Source organism: Microbulbifer maximicatervae (SeqCode) (assembly GCF_052467305.1).
This window is the reverse complement of record NZ_CP174306.1, coordinates 3,845,037-3,862,463: the sequence shown is the minus strand read 5'-3', so window position 1 is coordinate 3,862,463 and position 17,427 is coordinate 3,845,037. Positions and strand designations below refer to the sequence as shown.

Below are 17,427 nucleotides of genomic sequence, written 5' to 3'. Positions count from 1 at the left end.
AAGTGTAAAGCGGCCTTGAAATTTAGCGGCCGGCACCAATATAGCTGACATCAAGAATTATTCGCGCGGTGTAAACAGAACATAGCTGGCAGCGCGCATCAAAAGAGGATTTTACAGATGGGAAAAATTATCGGCATCGACCTGGGTACCACTAACAGCTGTGTAGCGGTACTGGATGGTGACAAAGCGCGTGTAATCGAAAACGCCGAAGGCGATCGCACTACACCTTCTATTGTTGCCTTCACTGACGACAACGAAATTCTGGTAGGTCAGTCTGCCAAGCGTCAGGCGGTGACCAATCCCCAAAATACTCTGTTTGCGGTTAAGCGTTTGATCGGCCGTAAATTCAAAGACGACGTTGTCCAGAAAGATATCAAGATGGTTCCTTACACCATCACTGAAGCTGACAACGGCGACGCTTGGGTAGAAGTGAAAGGCGATAAAAAAGCTCCGCCGCAGATCTCTGCCGAAGTCCTGAAGAAAATGAAAAAGACTGCGGAAGACTTCCTCGGCGAGAAAGTAGAAGCTGCAGTAATTACCGTACCGGCTTACTTCAACGACTCCCAGCGTCAGGCCACTAAAGACGCCGGCCGCATCGCGGGCCTGGACGTTAAGCGTATTATCAACGAGCCGACTGCCGCTGCACTGGCATACGGCCTGGACAAGCAGGGCGGTGACCGCACTGTAGCGGTATACGACCTGGGTGGTGGTACCTTCGATATCTCCATCATCGAAATTGCCGACGTCGATGGCGAGAAGCAGTTCGAAGTACTGTCCACCAACGGTGACACTTTCCTCGGTGGTGAAGACTTCGACCTGCGCCTGATCGAATACCTCGCAGACGAGTTCAAGAAAGACCAGGGCATCGACCTGAAAGGTGACCCCCTGGCAATGCAGCGCCTGAAAGAAGCTGCAGAAAAAGCCAAGATCGAGCTGTCCTCCAGCCAGCAGACCGAAGTCAACCTGCCGTACATCACTGCAGACGCTACAGGTCCCAAGCACTTAGTGGTTAAACTGACCCGCGCCAAGCTGGAAAGCCTGGTAGAAGAGCTGGTTACCCGTTCCCTGGAGCCGGTAAAAATCGCTCTGCAAGACGCTGACCTGTCCGCTTCCGGTGTAGACGAAGTGATCCTGGTAGGCGGTCAGACCCGTATGCCAATGGTTCAACAGAAAGTCACCGAGTTCTTCGGCAAAGAGCCGCGCAAAGACGTTAACCCCGACGAAGCCGTTGCCATGGGTGCTGCTATCCAGGGCGCCGTACTGTCCGGTGACGTTAAAGACGTACTGCTGCTGGACGTAACTCCTCTGACCCTGGGTATCGAAACCATGGGTGGCGTTGCGACTCCGCTGATCGACAAGAACACCACTATCCCCACCAAGAAGTCCCAGGTTTTCTCCACTGCGGATGACAACCAGACAGCGGTAACCATTCACGTGGTTCAGGGTGAGCGCAAGCAGGCTGCACAGAACAAATCCCTGGGTCGTTTCGACCTGGCCGATATCCCACCGGCACCGCGCGGCATGCCGCAGATCGAAGTAACCTTCGACATCGATGCCAACGGTATCCTGCACGTACACGCGAAGGACAAGGCCACTGGTAAAGAGCAGTCCATCGTGATCCAGGCTTCCTCCGGTCTGTCCGAGGACGAGATCGATAAGATGGTTCAGGACGCTGAGGCCAATGCCGAAGCGGACAAGCAGTTCGAAGAGCTGGTGCAGACTCGCAACACGCTCGACGGCCTGATTTCTGCGACCAAGAAAACTCTGGAAGAAGCTGGCGACAAAGCCACCGCTGAAGAGAAGGCAGCTATTGAAGCGGCTGTTACCGAAGCGGAAGAAGCGGTTAAAGGCAATGACAAGGCCGCTATGGAAGCTGCAACTACCAAGCTGACAGAAGCTTCTGGTCCGGTTGCCCAGAAGATGTACGCCGAGCAGGCTCAAGCCGCTGGTGCTGAAGGTGCCGCTGGCGCTGGTGCCCAGGGCGAGCAGCAGTCCTCCGCTGGCGACGACGCAGTAGACGCAGAGTTCGAAGAAGTTAAGGACGACAAAAAAGAAGGTAAGTAAGCGTTCGCTTGCAATTCCGGCGGCAGCTTTTAAAGTGGCCGCCGGAGAACTTCAGGGGCGCGGCGCCTTACTTTCAGAGGCCCGCGCCCTGTGTTGTTTCAGGTATCTGCCAATATTTGCCGAGTTTTCGCAGTTTTGGTGGTGCTCCGTTCGCGGGGCTTAGTTAGAAACCGAGAAGTAGAAAGAGAGTTTGGCCGTTCTTGATGCCGGACCAGAGAACATAGTTTTATGTCGAAACGCGATTATTACGAAGTCCTCGGCGTCGAGCGCGGCGCTTCGGATGCAGAGCTGAAAAAAGCTTACCGCCGGGTGGCAATGAAGTTTCACCCGGACCGTAACCCCGATGACAAGGAATCTGAGAACAAATTCAAGGAGGCCAATGAGGCCTACGAGGTTTTGTCGGATTCCGAGAAGCGCGCAGCTTATGACCAGTTTGGCCACGCCGGTGTGGAAGGCCAGATGGGCGGTGGCGGCGCCGGTGGATTCGGTGGCTTCTCCGATATTTTCGGCGATGTGTTCGGTGATATCTTCGGTGGTGGCGGCGGTGGCCGTCGCGGCGGCCCTGCTCGCGGTTCCGATCTGCGCTATGACCTGGAATTGGACCTGGAAGACGCAGTGCGCGGCACCACGGTCAAGATTCGCGTTCCGACTCTGGCAGCCTGTGGTACCTGTAGCGGTTCCGGTGCCAAGCCCGGTTCCTCTCCGCAAACCTGTGGCACCTGTGGTGGTGCTGGCCAGGTGCGTATGCAGCAGGGTTTCTTCTCTGTTCAGCAAACCTGCCCCAACTGTCGCGGTCGCGGTACCACTATCTCCGATCCCTGTGGCAGCTGTCACGGTCGCGGTCGCGTAGAGGAAACCAAAACTCTGTCCGTTAAGGTACCGCCCGGTGTGGATACCGGCGATCGCATTCGTCTGTCCGGTGAAGGTGAAGCCGGGCCCGACGGCGGCCCCGCTGGTGACCTCTATGTACAGGTAGTGGTGAAAGAGCACGACCTGTTCCAGCGCGATGGCAAGAACCTTTACTGCGAAGTGCCGATCAGCTTTGTTTCCGCTGCCCTCGGTGGCGAGCTGGAAGTGCCGACTCTCGACGGTAAAGTGAAGCTGAAGATTCCTGCGGAAAGCCAGACCGGCAAACTGTTCCGCCTGCGCGGCAAAGGTGTTTCCCCGGTTCGCGGTGGAGCAACCGGCGACCTGCTGTGTCGCGTTGTGGTAGAAACTCCAGTGAACCTGTCCGGCAAGCAAAAAGACTTGCTGCAAGAGTTCTCTAATACCCTCAGCGAAAAGAAAAATTCACCGCGTCAGACCGGTTGGTTTGAAGGGGTGAAAAACTTCTTTGGTGATATGAAGCTTTAATCGCTGTTAGCACCGGCAAAACTTTAAATTGTTTTGCGGGTTGCCTATTTAAAAAGGCTCGGGAGCATTAGCTTTCGAGCCTTTTTTATTTCCAGGCGAGTATTATTCCTTCAATAGAACGCCTTCTATTGGGAAGTTTTGGTTCTCAAGCGGGCTGCGAATTCACTCAGGAATTCCTGTTGGATTTTTTGCGCTTTGCGCAGTTGCTCCTTATTTAAAATACCTTCCAATTCTTTGTGTGTTTCCAGACTGATAGCTGCGAATTGAGCGCCAATTTCGCCGCGTTGCTTGGGGGTTAGGGCGACCTTTTCACCACTGAGTAAACCGTATTTTTCCAGCACCGCTTTTTTCTCTGCGAAGCTTTTTTGCATAATGGGTAATACGGTTTTTTCCTGTCCCGGGGTGAGCTGCAAACGCAGCGTCACCCAATCGGTAATATCATCATATTTCTCCCAAAAGTCTGGATTGGCATTTTGCTGCTGGGCAGATGCCGGCGTGCTGCCAAAAGCCAGGCTCAGAGAGATCACTACCACCATGATGTGTGGTAGATGGTTGGACAGGATCATCAGTCGCATATTGGCGCTCCATTTACCCCTCACAGTAAAGCGTAGCAGTGGCCGCTGATATCGCGTTTTGCGCAAGTATCCTCTTGGCAATTTAAAAATATGTGGATATTTCTTTTTGTTTTACTTTTGCGGAGTGACTAGCGATTTTTAGACACGCTAATACTGGCTTACTGGTATCTATGCGCTCTACCGGGTGCGTTGTAGAATCCAGAACCTTATAGATTTGGACTGGAGTACTGTGATGGCGGTAAAAGTGGCGGTGACGGGATTTGGTGGTCGAATGGGGCGAGCGTTGGCGGAGGCTTTGTCCCTGTCTGATAAGGCCGAACTGTCAGCGGCTATAGTGCGGCCTGGCTCCAGCTTGGTCGGCGCCGATGCCGGCGAAGTTGCCGGTCTGGGCCGCAGCGGCCTCGCTATTGTGGACAGCCTCGATAAGGCAGACTTTGATGTACTTATTGATTTCACTGCTCCTAAAGCGACCGTGGAAAATACTGCCTATTGTGCGGAGAAAAACCTCCCCATTGTAATCGGCACCACGGGCTTCGATAGCGAGCAAAAAAATAAAGTATTGGCTTATGCGGATCAGGTGCCGCTGTGCCTCGCCAGTAATTTTTCCACCGGGGTAAACCTGTGCTTTAAATTGTTGGAAACTGCTGCGCGGGTAATGGCGGAAGAGGCTGATATCGAGATTGTCGAAGCCCATCATCGCCACAAAGTGGATGCACCTTCCGGCACGGCACTGAGTATGGGAGAAGTGATCGCGGAAACTCTGGGGCGCGACCTGGATAAAGTGGCAGTTTACGGCCGCGAAGGTCAAACCGGTGCCCGCGATCGGGATACTATCGGTTTTGCCACAGTGCGCGGTGGTGATGTGGTAGGTGAACATTCGGTGATGTTCCTGGCGGAAGGTGAGCGGGTCGAAATTAGTCATCGAGCCAGCAGCAGGCTCTCTTTTGCTCGCGGTGCTGTGCGCGCGGCACTGTGGATGATGGGAGAGGAAGGGAGTGCGCGGGCACCGGGGCACTACGATATGCGCGATGTGCTCGGCCTTAACTAATCTTACTTAGAGTAAATAAATTCAGCGCCTGCAGGGGCGCTGTGAAAGAAATTTTCGATTTTCATTTGCCCGCCATTTTTGCGGGTAAAACTAAAAGGCCGGCAACATTCGTTCGACCGGTCACCCTGTAACCTTCCTTTGAGGAATCTCGATTGGAAAGAAAGTTGATTGTCGGCAGCGAAGAGTGGTGCGGACTTCCCGCACTCGGCGTCCCGGCGATTAAGGTGCGTGTGGACTCCGGGGCTAAAACTTCCTGTTTGCACGCTTACAACATCCATACCTTCAAGCGCGATGGCGAACCCTGGGTGAGTTTTGAGGCGCATCCATTGCAGCACCAGCGCCGCCCTTCAGTGCGCTGTGAGGCGCGGCTTTTGGATAAAAGGCTGGTGCGTAGCTCCTCCGGAGAAAGCGAAAAACGCCCGGTAATTCGTACCTCTATTTCCATTGGTGGCAGTGTCTGGGATATCGAACTGACCCTGACCAATCGGGACAGCATGGGCTATCGCATGTTGTTGGGGCGCGAAGCCATGATTGGGCGAATGCTGGTGGATCCGGCTGAGAGCTTCTGTATTGGCGATATCCCGAAAAGCCAGTTGGATGAATATTATCGGGATGAGCACCATATTGCCGGTACCGGTCTGCGCATCGGGCTGCTGGCATCGAACCCGGATCTCTATAGCAACCGGCGCATTATGGAAGCGGGGGCCGAGCGCGGACATCGCATGAGTTTTCTCGATATCCGCCAGTGCTACATGAAGCTCGACCCTGATGAGCCGGAAGTACACTACCGGGATGGCCGCATACTCAATAGCCTGGATGCGGTGATTCCCCGTATTCGCCCCAGCCAGACTTTTTACGGTTGTGCGCTGACGCGGCACTTTGAGAGCCTGGATATTTTTGCCCTGAATGGCTCTGCCGCTATCAGTCAGTCGCGGGATAAATTATTTTCCCTGCAGTTGCTGCAACAAAGTGGACTAAATATCCCAACCTCTGGGTTTGCCAATTCCCCAGTGGATACCAATGAGCTGATCGAAATGGTGGGCGGTGCGCCACTGGTGGTGAAGTTGCTGGAGGGAACCCAGGGGCGCGGTGTCGTTCTGGCGGAAACCCGTAAGGCTGGGGAATCGGTGATTAATGCGTTTAAGTCCCTCAAGGCCAATCTTCTGGTGCAGGAGTTTATTCGCGAGGCGGAGGGTAAGGATCTTCGCCTATTTGTTATCGACGGTCGTGTGGTGGCCTCGATCCAGCGTGAGGCGGCACCGGGGGAATTTCGTGCCAATATTCACCAGGGCGGTACGGCTTCAGTAGTGAAGGTCACCGCCGAGGAGAAGCGCCTGGCGGTCAAGGCTGCCAAGGTGTTGGGGCTCAAAGTGGCGGGTGTGGATATTATTCGCTCCCGCAAGGGGCCGCTGTTATTGGAGGTCAATTCCTCGCCGGGGCTTGAAGGCATCGAGAGCGCTACGCGCAAGGATGTGGCTGGGGCCATGATCATATCTATCGAAAAGGCGTTGAAGTGGCGCCCGATATTGCCGGGGGAGGATCTTTAGGCGCTGTAACTCTGGTCCCGGCGGGGGCCTTTGCGTTGGGCTAACCTGAGTAGGTGGCCGGGCTTTTCGCTGGCGCGCAAATAGAGCCGCAGCGAGCTTTGGCCGCTGCGGGTAACAGCCCACCGCAGCTTCCTTTCGGGAGATGCAAACCGCAGGGTTTGAGCTTCTATGACGATATCCAGCCCAGGTTCATTTCGCATTTTCCCCGCCCTTTTACTTTTCCTGTTAGTACTTTTCACCGGTGTGGGTGCCCAGGCTGCGGTGCAGCTGTCCGATACGCCTTTGGGGCGGCGGGTAATGGTGGATTACATAGTGCACTTCGCCTACCACCTACAGTGGCCGGTCAATGCCTTTGCCAACAGCAGCGCCCCGTTCAAGGTGTGCCTGATGGGTGGGGACTCTCTCGGTGAGCCACTGGCGGCCCGGTTCAAGAATCAGCGTATTGATGGGCGGGATGTGGAGCTTGAGAAGATCGAGGTCAAGGAGATGCTGCGGGCGCGCAAGTGCCAGATTGTGGTGCTGAGTACCCTGGATCGCCCCACACTGCTAAAGGCGTTGGTGGCACTGGAGTTTTTCCCGGTACTGACGGTTAGCGATGCCGAGCGCTTTGCCGCCACTGGCGGTATGATCGAGTTTGCCGACAGCGGCCGGGAGGTGGCCCTGCGTATGAATAAGACCATGCTGGAGAAGGCGGAGCTGAAAATGGGCAGCAGTCTTTTCCGGTTGGGACGCAAGCCGGAGTGAGATTTTCAGGGAAAGTAGCCTGGCGTATTTTTGCACTAGCGTCCAGAGGTGAATTCGCGTAGAATCTGCGCCCGATTTGGGCCGGTGCCGCGAAGCTGAATCGCGCAGCGTGAGCCTACTAAAAAGCTGGCGGCAACCGTCGGCCACTTTGTGAGAATCACGCGTGAACAGATTTTTAAAGCGAGATGAAGCTGCGATGTTTCATCTCGCTTTTTTATGCGCGCACCAGTCAGGAGCCCGCGTGCTCCGAAGCCCGCAAACCCCGCCCGGAAGCAGTTCTGAAGATTGGAGTTCAATTTGACTAAAGCTGTCCCTACGTCGGAGGCTTTCATGCCCCACAACTTTATGCAGAGTACAACTCCCGCGCTGCTGGTGCTCGCAGATGGTAGTGTCTTTGAAGGACGCGCAATCGGTGCCCATGGCAGTTCTGTTGGCGAGGTCGTGTTCAACACATCCATGACCGGCTACCAGGAGATCCTCACCGATCCCTCCTACGCCCGCCAGATTGTGACTCTGACCTACCCGCACATCGGCAATACTGGCACCAACCAGGAAGACGAAGAGTGCGCTGATATCTGGGCCGCCGGCCTGGTAATCCGCGACCTGCCGCTGCTGGCCAGCAGCTTCCGCAACGAGCAGTCCCTGGAGGACTACCTGCGCGAGCGCAATATCGTTGGTATCGCCGATATCGATACTCGTCGCCTGACCCGCCTGCTGCGCGACAAAGGTGCACAGAGCGGTTGCATCGTTGCCGGTGATAATATCGACCGCGAAGAAGCCCTGGCCAAGGCCAAGGAATTTGCCGGTCTAAAAGGGATGGACCTGGCCAAGGTAGTGAGCACCAAGGAAGCCTACCCCTTTAGCGAAGGTACCTGGGAACTGGGCGAAGGCCATAAGGCCGCGCCGGAACAGCCCTTCAAAGTGGTAGCTTACGACTTCGGTGTGAAGCGCAATATCCTGCGCATGCTGGTGGATCGCGGCTGTGACATCACGGTAGTACCGGCAGAGACTCCGGCTTCCGAAGTACTGGCGATGAATCCCAACGGTGTATTCCTGTCCAATGGCCCCGGCGACCCCGAGCCCTGTGAATACGCGATCGCCGCTATTCGCGAAATCCTGGACGCTGGCATCCCCACCTACGGCATCTGCCTGGGCCACCAGTTGTTGGGCCTGGCGGTGGGCGGTAAAACTGCCAAGATGAAGTTCGGTCACCACGGTGGTAACCACCCGGTACAAGACCTGAACAGCACCAAGGTGATGATCACCGCGCAGAACCACGGTTTCGAAGTGGATGCCGACAGCCTGCCGGACAATGTGGAAGTTACCCACAAGTCCCTGTTCGACGGTACCTTGCAGGGTATTCACCTGAAGGACAAGCCGGCCTTCAGCTTCCAGGGGCACCCGGAAGCGAGCCCGGGCCCACACGATGTGGCGCCGTTGTTCGACCACTTTATCGATTTGATGAAAGAGCGCGCCTAAGGGCGTAGCCGCCCAGGGTAGGGCAATTAACCGCCGCTTTTGCGGCGGTTTTAACAAGAAACGAATGAAATTTAGCGCAGCCGGCCTTTGCCGGTAGTAGAACGGAAGAAAGATGCCAAAACGCACAGATATCCAAAGCATTCTGATTATCGGCGCAGGCCCCATCGTGATCGGCCAGGCGTGCGAATTTGACTACTCCGGCGCCCAGGCCTGTAAGGCGCTGCGCGAAGAGGGTTACCGGGTGATCCTGGTGAACTCCAACCCGGCCACTATCATGACCGACCCGGCCATGGCCGATGCCACCTACATCGAGCCGGTGGAGTGGCGCACCGTTGCCAAGATTATTGAGCAGGAGCGCCCCGACGCTATCCTGCCCACCATGGGTGGCCAGACAGCACTGAACTGCGCCCTGGACCTGGATAAGCACGGTGTCCTGAAGGAGTTCAATGTCGAGCTGATCGGTGCGGACAAAGACGCTATCGAGAAAGCGGAAGACCGCGACCTGTTCGACAAGGCGATGAAGGCCATCGGCCTGGAAACTCCGCGCGCCAAGATCGTCCACTCCATGGAAGAGGCGAAGAAAGTGCCGGAAGAGTTCGGCTTCCCGGTGATTATCCGTCCGTCCTTCACCATGGGTGGTTCCGGTGGCGGTGTGGCCTACAACTGGCCGGAGTTTGAAGAGATCTGTAAGCGCGGTCTCGACCTCTCCCCCACCAACGAATTGCTGATCGACGAATCCCTGCTCGGCTGGAAAGAGTACGAGATGGAAGTGGTTCGCGATAAGAACGACAACTGCATCATCGTATGTTCCATCGAGAACTTCGACCCGATGGGCGTACACACCGGTGACTCCATCACCGTTGCCCCGGCGCAGACGCTGACCGACAAGGAATACCAGCTGATGCGTAACGCCTCTATCGCGGTATTGCGCGAGATCGGCGTTGAAACCGGCGGCTCCAACGTACAGTTCGGCGTTTGCCCGAAGACTGGCCGCGTAGTTGTGATCGAGATGAACCCCCGCGTATCCCGCTCCTCCGCACTGGCCTCCAAGGCCACTGGCTTCCCGATCGCCAAGGTCGCGGCCAAGCTGGCAGTGGGTTACACCCTGGATGAGCTGCAGAACGATATCACTGGTGGTGCTACCCCGGCGTCCTTCGAGCCGTCTATCGATTACGTTGTCACTAAGATCCCGCGCTTCACCTTTGAGAAATTCGGTGAAGCCGATGCGCGCCTGACCACCCAAATGAAGTCTGTGGGTGAAGTGATGGCGATCGGCCGCACATTCCAGGAGTCCATGCAGAAAGCCCTGCGTGGTCTGGAAGTGGGCAGCTTCGGCCTGGAAAGCAAGATTGACCCGAGCAAAGACGGCGCTGAGACCCGTCTGCGCAGCGAACTCTCCGTTCCGGGTGCCGAGCGCATCTGGTATGTGGGCGACGCCTTCCGTATGGGCATGAGCGTCGGCGAAGTTTACGACCTGTCCGGTATCGATCCCTGGTTCCTGGTACAGATCGAAGAGCTGATCAAAATCGAAGAGCCGCTCAAGTCACTGCCTACTTCGGCGCTGACTACTGAGCAAATGCGCTTCCTCAAGCGCAAAGGCTTCTCCGATCGCCGCTTGGCGGACCTGCTGGGGGTGAGCCAGAAGACTGTGCGCGAATTCCGCCACAAGCTGGGCGTATTCCCGTCTTACAAGCGCGTGGACACCTGTGCTGCTGAGTTCAGCACCTCCACTGCTTACATGTACTCCACCTACGATGAGGAGTGCGAAGCGCAGCCGTCCGACAAGAAGAAAATCATGGTACTCGGCGGTGGCCCCAACCGTATCGGCCAGGGCATCGAATTCGATTACTGCTGTGTACACGCCGCTCTGGCGATGCGCGAAGACGGTTACGAGACCATCATGGTCAACTGTAACCCCGAGACAGTTTCCACCGACTACGACACTTCCGACCGCCTCTACTTCGAGCCGGTAACCCTGGAAGACGTGCTGGAAATTGTTGCCAAAGAGAAGCCGGAAGGCGTGATCGTACAGTTCGGCGGCCAGACTCCTCTGAACCTGGCGCGCTACCTGGCCAACGAAGGTGTGCCGATTATTGGTACCACCCCAGAGCAGATCGACCGCGCGGAAGACCGCGAGCGCTTCCAGCAGATGATCATGCGTCTCGGCCTCAAGCAGCCGAAGAATGCCATCGTGCGCTCTGTCTCCGAAGCCATCCAGGCGGCGAAAGACGTGGGCTACCCGCTGGTTGTGCGCCCGTCATACGTACTGGGCGGCCGCGCCATGGAGATCGTCTACAAAGAGGACGAGCTACTCACCTACATGAAAGAAGCGGTACAGGTTTCTGACGAAGCACCGGTACTGCTGGATCACTTCCTCAACGCCGCCATTGAGGTGGATATCGATGCGGTATCCGATGGCCAGGACGTTGTGATCGGCGCCATCATGCAGCACATTGAACAGTGTGGTGTTCACTCCGGTGACTCCGCCTGCTCCCTGCCGCCTTACAGCCTTCCGGCGGATGTGCAGGACCGTATGCGCGAAGAAGTGAAAGCCATGGCCCGCGAGCTGGGCGTAGTTGGTCTGATGAATACCCAGCTGGCCTACCAGGACGGCGAGATCTACGTGATCGAGGTGAACCCGCGCGCTTCCCGTACTGTGCCTTTCGTCTCCAAATGCATCGGCACTTCACTGGCGAAAGTGGCTGCGCGCTGTCAGGCCGGCATCAGCCTGCAGGAACAGGGCTTTACCGAAGAGATCGTACCGGACTACTACTCCGTTAAAGAGTCAGTATTCCCCTTCAACAAGTTCCCGAAAGTGGACCCGATCCTCGGCCCCGAGATGAAATCCACCGGTGAAGTGATGGGCGTAGGCGCTACCTTCGCAGAGGCCTTCGACAAAGGTCTGGTTGCCGCTGGCGACCGCCTGCCGGAGTCCGGACGCGCATTTATCTCTGTGCGTGACTTCGACAAGGCCGACGCAGTGGGCGTAGCTCGCGATCTGGTAGAGCTTGGCTTCGAAGTAATTGCCAGCCGCGGCACCGCCAAGGTCTTGCAAGAAAACAATATTCCCGTTACAACCGTCAACAAGATGAGTGAAGGTCGCCCGCATATCGTCGATATGATTAAGAACGACGAGATTGCACTGGTAGTGAACACTACCGAAGGGCGCCAGGCGATTCGCGACTCTGCGGATATCCGTCGCAGTGCCGAGAACCACCAGGTGTGTTACACCACCACCCTGGCGGCGGCCCAGGCCATGGCGATGGCCATGCGTCAGGAGCAGCCGCTACAGGTTCGCCGCCTGCAAGACCTTCACCAGCGTGTCGTAAAGCTGTCTTAATAGCTTTAAAACCAACTTGTGAAATCCAACCGGGCCCCGTGATCTCACTGGGCCCGGTTTCGTCGTAACAATAATGGAGGTCCCACATTGAACCGGGTACCAATGACCGTTGAAGGCGCAGAAGCGCTGCGCTCAGAGCTGGACAATCTGAAAAAAGTTGAACGCCCTACCGTTGTACAGGCGATTGCTGAAGCGCGCGAACACGGTGATTTGAAGGAAAATGCCGAATACCACGCGGCGCGGGAAAAGCAGGGCTTTATCGAAGGCCGTATCCAGGAAATTGAAAGCAAGCTTTCCCACTCTCTGGTCATTGATGTGAAAAGCATTGAGCCCAGTGACAAGGTAATTTTCGGCACTACGGTAACGATTATTCACCTGGATGATGAGAAGGAAGTCACATACAAAATTGTGGGTGACGACGAAGCCGATGTGAAAAAGCACAAGATCTCGGTGAACTCCCCGATTGCCCGTGCGCTGATCGGCAAGGAAGTGGGTGATGTGGTGGTGGTCCAAACACCTTCCGGTGCGGTGGAGTACGAAATCGATGCGGTTGAACACCTGTAAATTACAGGCGATAAAAAAAGGGCGGCCATGGGCCGCCCTTTTTTTTCTTGTTATTGCCAAACGTAACTTTGGTTAGCGTGGCCAGACTGCATCACCGTGGCAGTTTCATAAAGGCCGAACTGCCCCACCAGGCTATTGTTGTTGTGCCCTGATTGGCGTGCCGAAGCGGTGTGTCCAGAACCGATCTGTCCCAGGTACACATCATTGTGGTGGCCTCTCTGGCGGGCGCGTGCACTGTGGTCATACCCAGCCTGGGAAATATCCGCTTCCTGGTTGTGGCCACGCTGACGCATACGGGCGTAGTGATCACCACCCACCTGACGAATATCACCATCATTGGATTCACCGGACTGGCGCATGCTGGCATCGTGGCCAAAGCCGCTCTGGAAGGTATCTGCGTTGTGCAGTTCTCCTCTCTGACGGATAACGGTTTCAGAACCAACGCTCAGAACCTGGGTGGCGGTTGCCGTGTTGTGGCTGTCCATCTGGCTAATCATCACCATGTTGCCAGCACCTGCAAATTGATAGGTGAGAGCGTAGTGGTTGTCGCCAGATTGCTGATGGGCGGAGTAGCTGCCCAGCTGTCCAATCTGGTAGGTCTCAGACACGTTGGTGCTGCCGGACTGGAAGCTGAACGACTCGTTGCCGGCACCACCGCTTTGCAGCAACTCCGCTGAATGGTGATCACCTTCCTGATACTGGTACCCATAGCTGCCGAGTTCAATGCTATGAGTGATCTCCGCATCATTGCTATGGCCATGCTGTTCCTGCATAGCGTTGTTATCCCAGGTCAGCGGCCCGGTCTGATCGATAGTGGCATTGTTGTGGCCGCCATTCTGGTCCTGAGTGGCAGTGTTGCCGCCCGCATAAGCGGTTCCACTGATGGCCAGGGTTAGGGCTACAGCGATAGGGGTCAAAGTCTTCATGAGTGTCTCCATTACTACAAACTTCAATGAGCATCACATGGTGAAATACCAGCCTAAATGGCTGAAAGGGGGTGGCACGTCATCCTGCGCCGAGGGTTTTACAGCAGGTGCACCTAGCCTGGGGGGTAGGTATCACTGTAAAGAGGGGGAGCAGCGTTGCCGCAAAGGCATTGCCGCCAGTCAAACCGGTAAGTGGGAGAGTAGGACTGATACATTTTGATGGCTTCCCTGATACTGCTTAGGAGTCCAAAATTTCGTTCCGTCCTCAATATTCTTGCTGGGAATTGAGGCAGTCGCTATAGGAGAGAAGTTGTAAATCCTTGAGAAGAAAGTTCTATTGCAGAGTTCTAATTTCACTTTTCTCTCTCTATAGCTTTTGCCTGTTGCTATGAATAGCGCGGGGATTTAAGTCGGATTTTTTGATTGGCAATTTTGCTGCGAGCCTATTTACTGGGAAATATGGCCGCTGTTGGAAATGCCGACCTGTAGGGTGTTGCTGGATGCTCCCGCTCTCACCTGACTGGTTTGGACCTGGTTAAATAAGCCAATCTGGGTGCTACTGGCCATTTGATTCAGACCTAGTTGAGAAAATGAAACGTTATTTTCCAGCCCAATTTGGTTTGATTGGTTGATATTGCCAATACCAGCTTGTAAAGAATTTGCTGAATTTAACAACCCTTCCTGTGAAGCTGACGATGAATTCCCCGTGCCCAGCTGCTCCATTTCGGAAAAGTTAAGTGCGCCTGCCTGGGTAATTGAAGATTCATGAGCGATGCCGGTTTGCTCACTGACACCTAAATTAAGCAAACCCGCCTGTGAGATTGAGGCATTACCCGTAAAACTGAATACTTGTGCCACGGCGGCGGCATTGGCTCTATCTGTCTGCTCAATATTGACGCTGTTATTGGCCCCGGAAATTTGTATCGTAGTGGCAACCTGTCCCTGGCCATCCTGAGTATGCAGGGAGAAACCGTTTATTTGGTTAACTTGCCGGGTGAGTGATCTGCTATTAGAGCCAATTTGTACGCTCTGTCCTGCATTGTCGCTTCCTGTAGATTGGGAGACTCTGGAAAAATGATTGCGGCCAGTTTGAAATTGGGAAATTGTGCTGTTGATTTCTATGGATTGAATGCCGGTGGCGTCATTAAAAAAGCCAATTTGCTCTTGCAGGATTAAGTTGCCCTCATTAAATGGAAACCTCTGGTTGGCAACGGCATTGTTGCCAATACCAATTTGTATCTGCTCTACGGTTTGGTCATTCCCAAAAACGGAATTGGCAGAAAGAAATGCGACAAATGTGACTACCGGCGAATAAATAACTTTTTTCACGAATACCTCCACGACTACATAACAAGGAGCATGAAAATTACGGCTTTTAAGTGCGGTATCGGCAAGCAAGCATAGGGAAATTACAATCGGAAATTAAATCCAGGACAGTAATTTTTAAGAGTGCTAAAAGCGAATTGACCCAATTACCGCTATTTTCATTGTTGATGGCGGTATAGTAAGTTTCTATAGGGCTTTATTCTCAATTTAATGAGAAATAAGTATCAAGAAATGAGTGCTTTTACTTCAGGGTTCCAGTCGGAATAAGTTGATCTTACTCCGACTGGTAATAACTCCGTTACTGTAAAACCACTGCTGTATTACCGGTACCGGTTTGGGTAATATTGGCGGATTGGGAGAAACCGTTTTGAATCACAGTTGCGTCATTCATACTGCCAGACTGATTAACGATCACCATATGGCCACCGCCTAATCCACCATTGCCGGCCTGCATAATATTGGCGGAATTTAAGTAGCCATCTTGAGTGACGTAGGCACTGTTATACCAGGACACTTGCACGATGGTGGCTATGTTGCCCTCGCCATCCTGATAGAGGTCCAATTCGTTATACATATCGGACTGGGCGACATCTGCGCTGTTGGCGGCGCCGATCTGTTGGATACTGGCGTAGTGCCCGGTGCCTTCCTGGCTGATTATGGCCTCATGGCTTGAGCCTTGCTGGAATATCAACGCATCGGAATTAAAACTCGCGTATTGACCAATCAAGGCGCCATGCAACTCACCCATTTGCTCTATAACAGAGACATTATCGCTACCGAGATGTTGTTGGATTTCTGCTTCATTACCCGATCCCACCTGCCGTATTGTTGATTGCCCATGCTGTGTGGCCAATTGGTAACTATTGGCACGATTATTAGAGCCCGACTGGAATATTTCTACGCTATTTGCGATCCCATCCATTTGCAGGCTATAGGCGTCGTTAAGACTGCCTTCTTGTATTTGGATAATTGAGCTTTCAATTTCGTTTTGCTGTACGGCCTCTGCAATATGAGCAGAGCCGTCCTGACTGATCTCCAGGTGATTATCGATAGCGCTTGGGTCAGTTTGATCCGCTACAGCTGAGTTACTGGAGCCACTTTGGGTGATTAATGTAGTATTTTCTGCAGCATAACCCAAGCTGGTGGCAGATATCGCCAATACCAGTGGAATTACGGTAATCTTCTGCACGGTTAACTCCTGTGTATTACCGTCTAGTGGTAAATCCGGTCGTTAAAACTTTTGCCTGTGTTACCTGTGAACTGAGTAACGTCAAAATGTGAGAAATCGTTTACATGGAAAACTGTAGACGAAGAATTTTGAAACCACTGCTACGTAAGAAAATATTGATGCAGTATTTTTATCAGGTAAGGAAAGAATGCCATTCTTTGGGTATCTTTGTGAGTGACTCATAAATTAAAGTTGGCATTGAAAAATGCATTCTTTCCTCTATCTATATTGGAAATATAAAAACTTTCAACCGGAACGAATATGCCGCTACTGCATAATAAATCCTTGGTTTAACACGCCATTCTGAATGCCAATAGCCGTTTGATTGTCGACGCTTTGGGTAATAGTATGAAGGTTAGTTGTTCCTATTTGGGTGCTACTTGCAGTTTGCATTGCTCCAGCTTGATCCACGATGGACATATTGCCAGTACCATCTTGTAGCGTAGAAACCAACAAAATATCTCCCGTCTGGGTCTGGGTACTAATGTTACTATCTCCTATCTGGGTACTTGTTGCTACTAGGATGTCACCCGTTTGTATAGAAAAGTAAGTATTCAGATTGCCCGTTTGCGAGGTGGTCAACAGATTATCAAACCCTGTTTGTTCGGCATCTGCGCTATTTTGATCACCCGTTTGAGACACATTTAGGCTGTTAAACGTGGTGGTAGTTTGAGTCACTAACATCTGGTTATCAAAGCCAGACTGATAGAGGTTGACTGTATCGAAACTACTGTCTGTTTGAGAGAAAATGACGTCATTTGCAGAGCCGAACTGAGAAATGTCAACAAAGCTGGAAGAAGTACTGTCCTGTAAAGTAGAGGCGAAATTTCCAGTGCCCTCCTGATAGATATTTACCTCTGCATCATCTGAAAAATTAGTTTGAGTCGAGTCAGCTTCATTCCCCAGCGTTACCTGTTCATGCCTGATGATACTCAAGTTGGTTGAAGTGTCTTGCAGGCTATTGCTAACCTGTGCTTCATCTGCCTGAATAACCTCAATAAAGTTGTTAGTTGCTGTTGGGTCTACTTGGTTTGCAGTCACCTGGTGATTGTTACCCGTTTGTTCCACGGTAGTTGTATTTCCATCCGCATAAGCAATTGACCCGACAAGGCATAAACTGATGCCCACGGAAATTGGTGTATGGATTCGCATCGATATCTCCGATTGAAGGTAAGGTGGATTTTTCTTATCCCCATGATTTCAGTTGCGGTGAAGCATCAAGCCTAGGAAGGA

The 17,427-nt window shown here is 53.5% G+C and carries 13 protein-coding genes and 1 pseudogene; 9 read left to right on the top strand and 5 right to left on the bottom strand.

The features are described from left to right. The first annotated feature begins 117 nt into the window (after window positions 1–117). Both dnaK and dnaJ read left to right on the top strand, forming a co-directional pair. Window positions 118–2,064 carry a molecular chaperone DnaK gene (gene dnaK, locus ACJJI4_RS16875; RefSeq protein ID WP_282931313.1) on the top strand — a complete coding sequence of 649 codons (1,947 nt, stop codon included), beginning with the start codon at window positions 118–120 and terminating at the stop codon, window positions 2,062–2,064. 228 nt (window positions 2,065–2,292) lie between these two features. Continuing rightward, on the top strand, window positions 2,293–3,417 hold the full coding sequence (gene dnaJ / locus ACJJI4_RS16870; RefSeq protein WP_282931314.1) for a molecular chaperone DnaJ: 1,125 nt from the start codon (window positions 2,293–2,295) through the stop codon (window positions 3,415–3,417). A gap of 125 nt (window positions 3,418–3,542) precedes the next feature. Here dnaJ and ACJJI4_RS16865 read toward each other — a convergent pair whose 3' ends face one another. Then, entirely contained in the window at window positions 3,543–3,992 is a 450-nt protein-coding gene (locus ACJJI4_RS16865; protein WP_282931315.1) for a hypothetical protein, read from the bottom strand. A 232-nt stretch (window positions 3,993–4,224) separates the two neighbouring features. Between ACJJI4_RS16865 and dapB the strand changes: the two genes are divergently transcribed. The 7 genes and pseudogenes from dapB to greA all read left to right on the top strand — a co-directional run bounded on the left by dapB (window position 4,225) and on the right by greA (window position 12,714). Beyond that, on the top strand, window positions 4,225–5,040 hold the full coding sequence (dapB, locus tag ACJJI4_RS16860; RefSeq protein WP_444891981.1) for a 4-hydroxy-tetrahydrodipicolinate reductase: 816 nt from the start codon (window positions 4,225–4,227) through the stop codon (window positions 5,038–5,040). A gap of 224 nt (window positions 5,041–5,264) precedes the next feature. Continuing rightward, window positions 5,265–5,549: pseudogene (locus ACJJI4_RS16855) on the top strand (ATP-dependent zinc protease family protein); the annotation flags it as partial. 129 nt (window positions 5,550–5,678) lie between these two features. Continuing rightward, window positions 5,679–6,587, top strand: coding sequence for a 30S ribosomal protein S6--L-glutamate ligase (rimK, locus tag ACJJI4_RS16850; RefSeq protein WP_413665891.1), 909 nt, complete (start codon window positions 5,679–5,681; stop codon window positions 6,585–6,587). 168 nt (window positions 6,588–6,755) lie between these two features. Continuing rightward, entirely contained in the window at window positions 6,756–7,331 is a 576-nt protein-coding gene (locus ACJJI4_RS16845) for a YfiR family protein (RefSeq protein WP_444925863.1), read from the top strand. Window positions 7,332–7,661: 330 nt separating this feature from the next. Next, complete coding sequence (carA, locus tag ACJJI4_RS16840; RefSeq protein ID WP_444891979.1) at window positions 7,662–8,810, top strand: glutamine-hydrolyzing carbamoyl-phosphate synthase small subunit; 1,149 nt, start codon at window positions 7,662–7,664, stop codon at window positions 8,808–8,810. Window positions 8,811–8,922: 112 nt separating this feature from the next. Next, a complete protein-coding gene (carB, locus tag ACJJI4_RS16835; RefSeq protein WP_444925862.1) occupies window positions 8,923–12,150 on the top strand; it encodes a carbamoyl-phosphate synthase large subunit in 3,228 nt (1,075 codons plus the stop codon). A gap of 87 nt (window positions 12,151–12,237) precedes the next feature. Beyond that, window positions 12,238–12,714 carry a transcription elongation factor GreA gene (greA, locus tag ACJJI4_RS16830; protein ID WP_282931320.1) on the top strand — a complete coding sequence of 159 codons (477 nt, stop codon included), beginning with the start codon at window positions 12,238–12,240 and terminating at the stop codon, window positions 12,712–12,714. Between the two features lie 50 nt (window positions 12,715–12,764). Here the strand turns inward: greA and ACJJI4_RS16825 are convergent, their stop codons facing one another. The 4 genes from ACJJI4_RS16825 to ACJJI4_RS16810 all read right to left on the bottom strand — a co-directional run bounded on the left by ACJJI4_RS16825 (window position 12,765) and on the right by ACJJI4_RS16810 (window position 17,346). Then, window positions 12,765–13,640: a hypothetical protein gene (locus tag ACJJI4_RS16825; protein WP_413663268.1), complete on the bottom strand. Its 876-nt coding sequence runs from the start codon at window positions 13,638–13,640 to the stop codon at window positions 12,765–12,767. A gap of 447 nt (window positions 13,641–14,087) precedes the next feature. Continuing rightward, entirely contained in the window at window positions 14,088–14,969 is an 882-nt protein-coding gene (locus tag ACJJI4_RS16820) for a hypothetical protein (RefSeq protein WP_444925861.1), read from the bottom strand. Window positions 14,970–15,264: 295 nt separating this feature from the next. Continuing rightward, complete coding sequence (locus ACJJI4_RS16815; protein ID WP_444925860.1) at window positions 15,265–16,155, bottom strand: hypothetical protein; 891 nt, start codon at window positions 16,153–16,155, stop codon at window positions 15,265–15,267. A gap of 306 nt (window positions 16,156–16,461) precedes the next feature. After that, a complete protein-coding gene (locus ACJJI4_RS16810; protein ID WP_444925859.1) occupies window positions 16,462–17,346 on the bottom strand; it encodes a hypothetical protein in 885 nt (294 codons plus the stop codon). Window positions 17,347–17,427 lie beyond the last annotated feature (81 nt).

Coding starts and splice junctions, on each gene's coding strand:
- dnaK (WP_282931313.1), top strand. CDS start 118: ATGGGAAAAATTATCGGCATCGACCTGGGTACCACTAACAGCTGTGTA.
- ACJJI4_RS16845 (WP_444925863.1), top strand. CDS start 6,756: ATGACGATATCCAGCCCAGGTTCATTTCGCATTTTCCCCGCCCTTTTA.
- carA (WP_444891979.1), top strand. CDS start 7,662: ATGCCCCACAACTTTATGCAGAGTACAACTCCCGCGCTGCTGGTGCTC.
- dapB (WP_444891981.1), top strand. CDS start 4,225: ATGGCGGTAAAAGTGGCGGTGACGGGATTTGGTGGTCGAATGGGGCGA.
- carB (WP_444925862.1), top strand. CDS start 8,923: ATGCCAAAACGCACAGATATCCAAAGCATTCTGATTATCGGCGCAGGC.
- ACJJI4_RS16865 (WP_282931315.1), bottom strand. CDS start 3,992: ATGCGACTGATGATCCTGTCCAACCATCTACCACACATCATGGTGGTA.
- ACJJI4_RS16825 (WP_413663268.1), bottom strand. CDS start 13,640: ATGAAGACTTTGACCCCTATCGCTGTAGCCCTAACCCTGGCCATCAGT.
- dnaJ (WP_282931314.1), top strand. CDS start 2,293: ATGTCGAAACGCGATTATTACGAAGTCCTCGGCGTCGAGCGCGGCGCT.
- ACJJI4_RS16810 (WP_444925859.1), bottom strand. CDS start 17,346: ATGCGAATCCATACACCAATTTCCGTGGGCATCAGTTTATGCCTTGTC.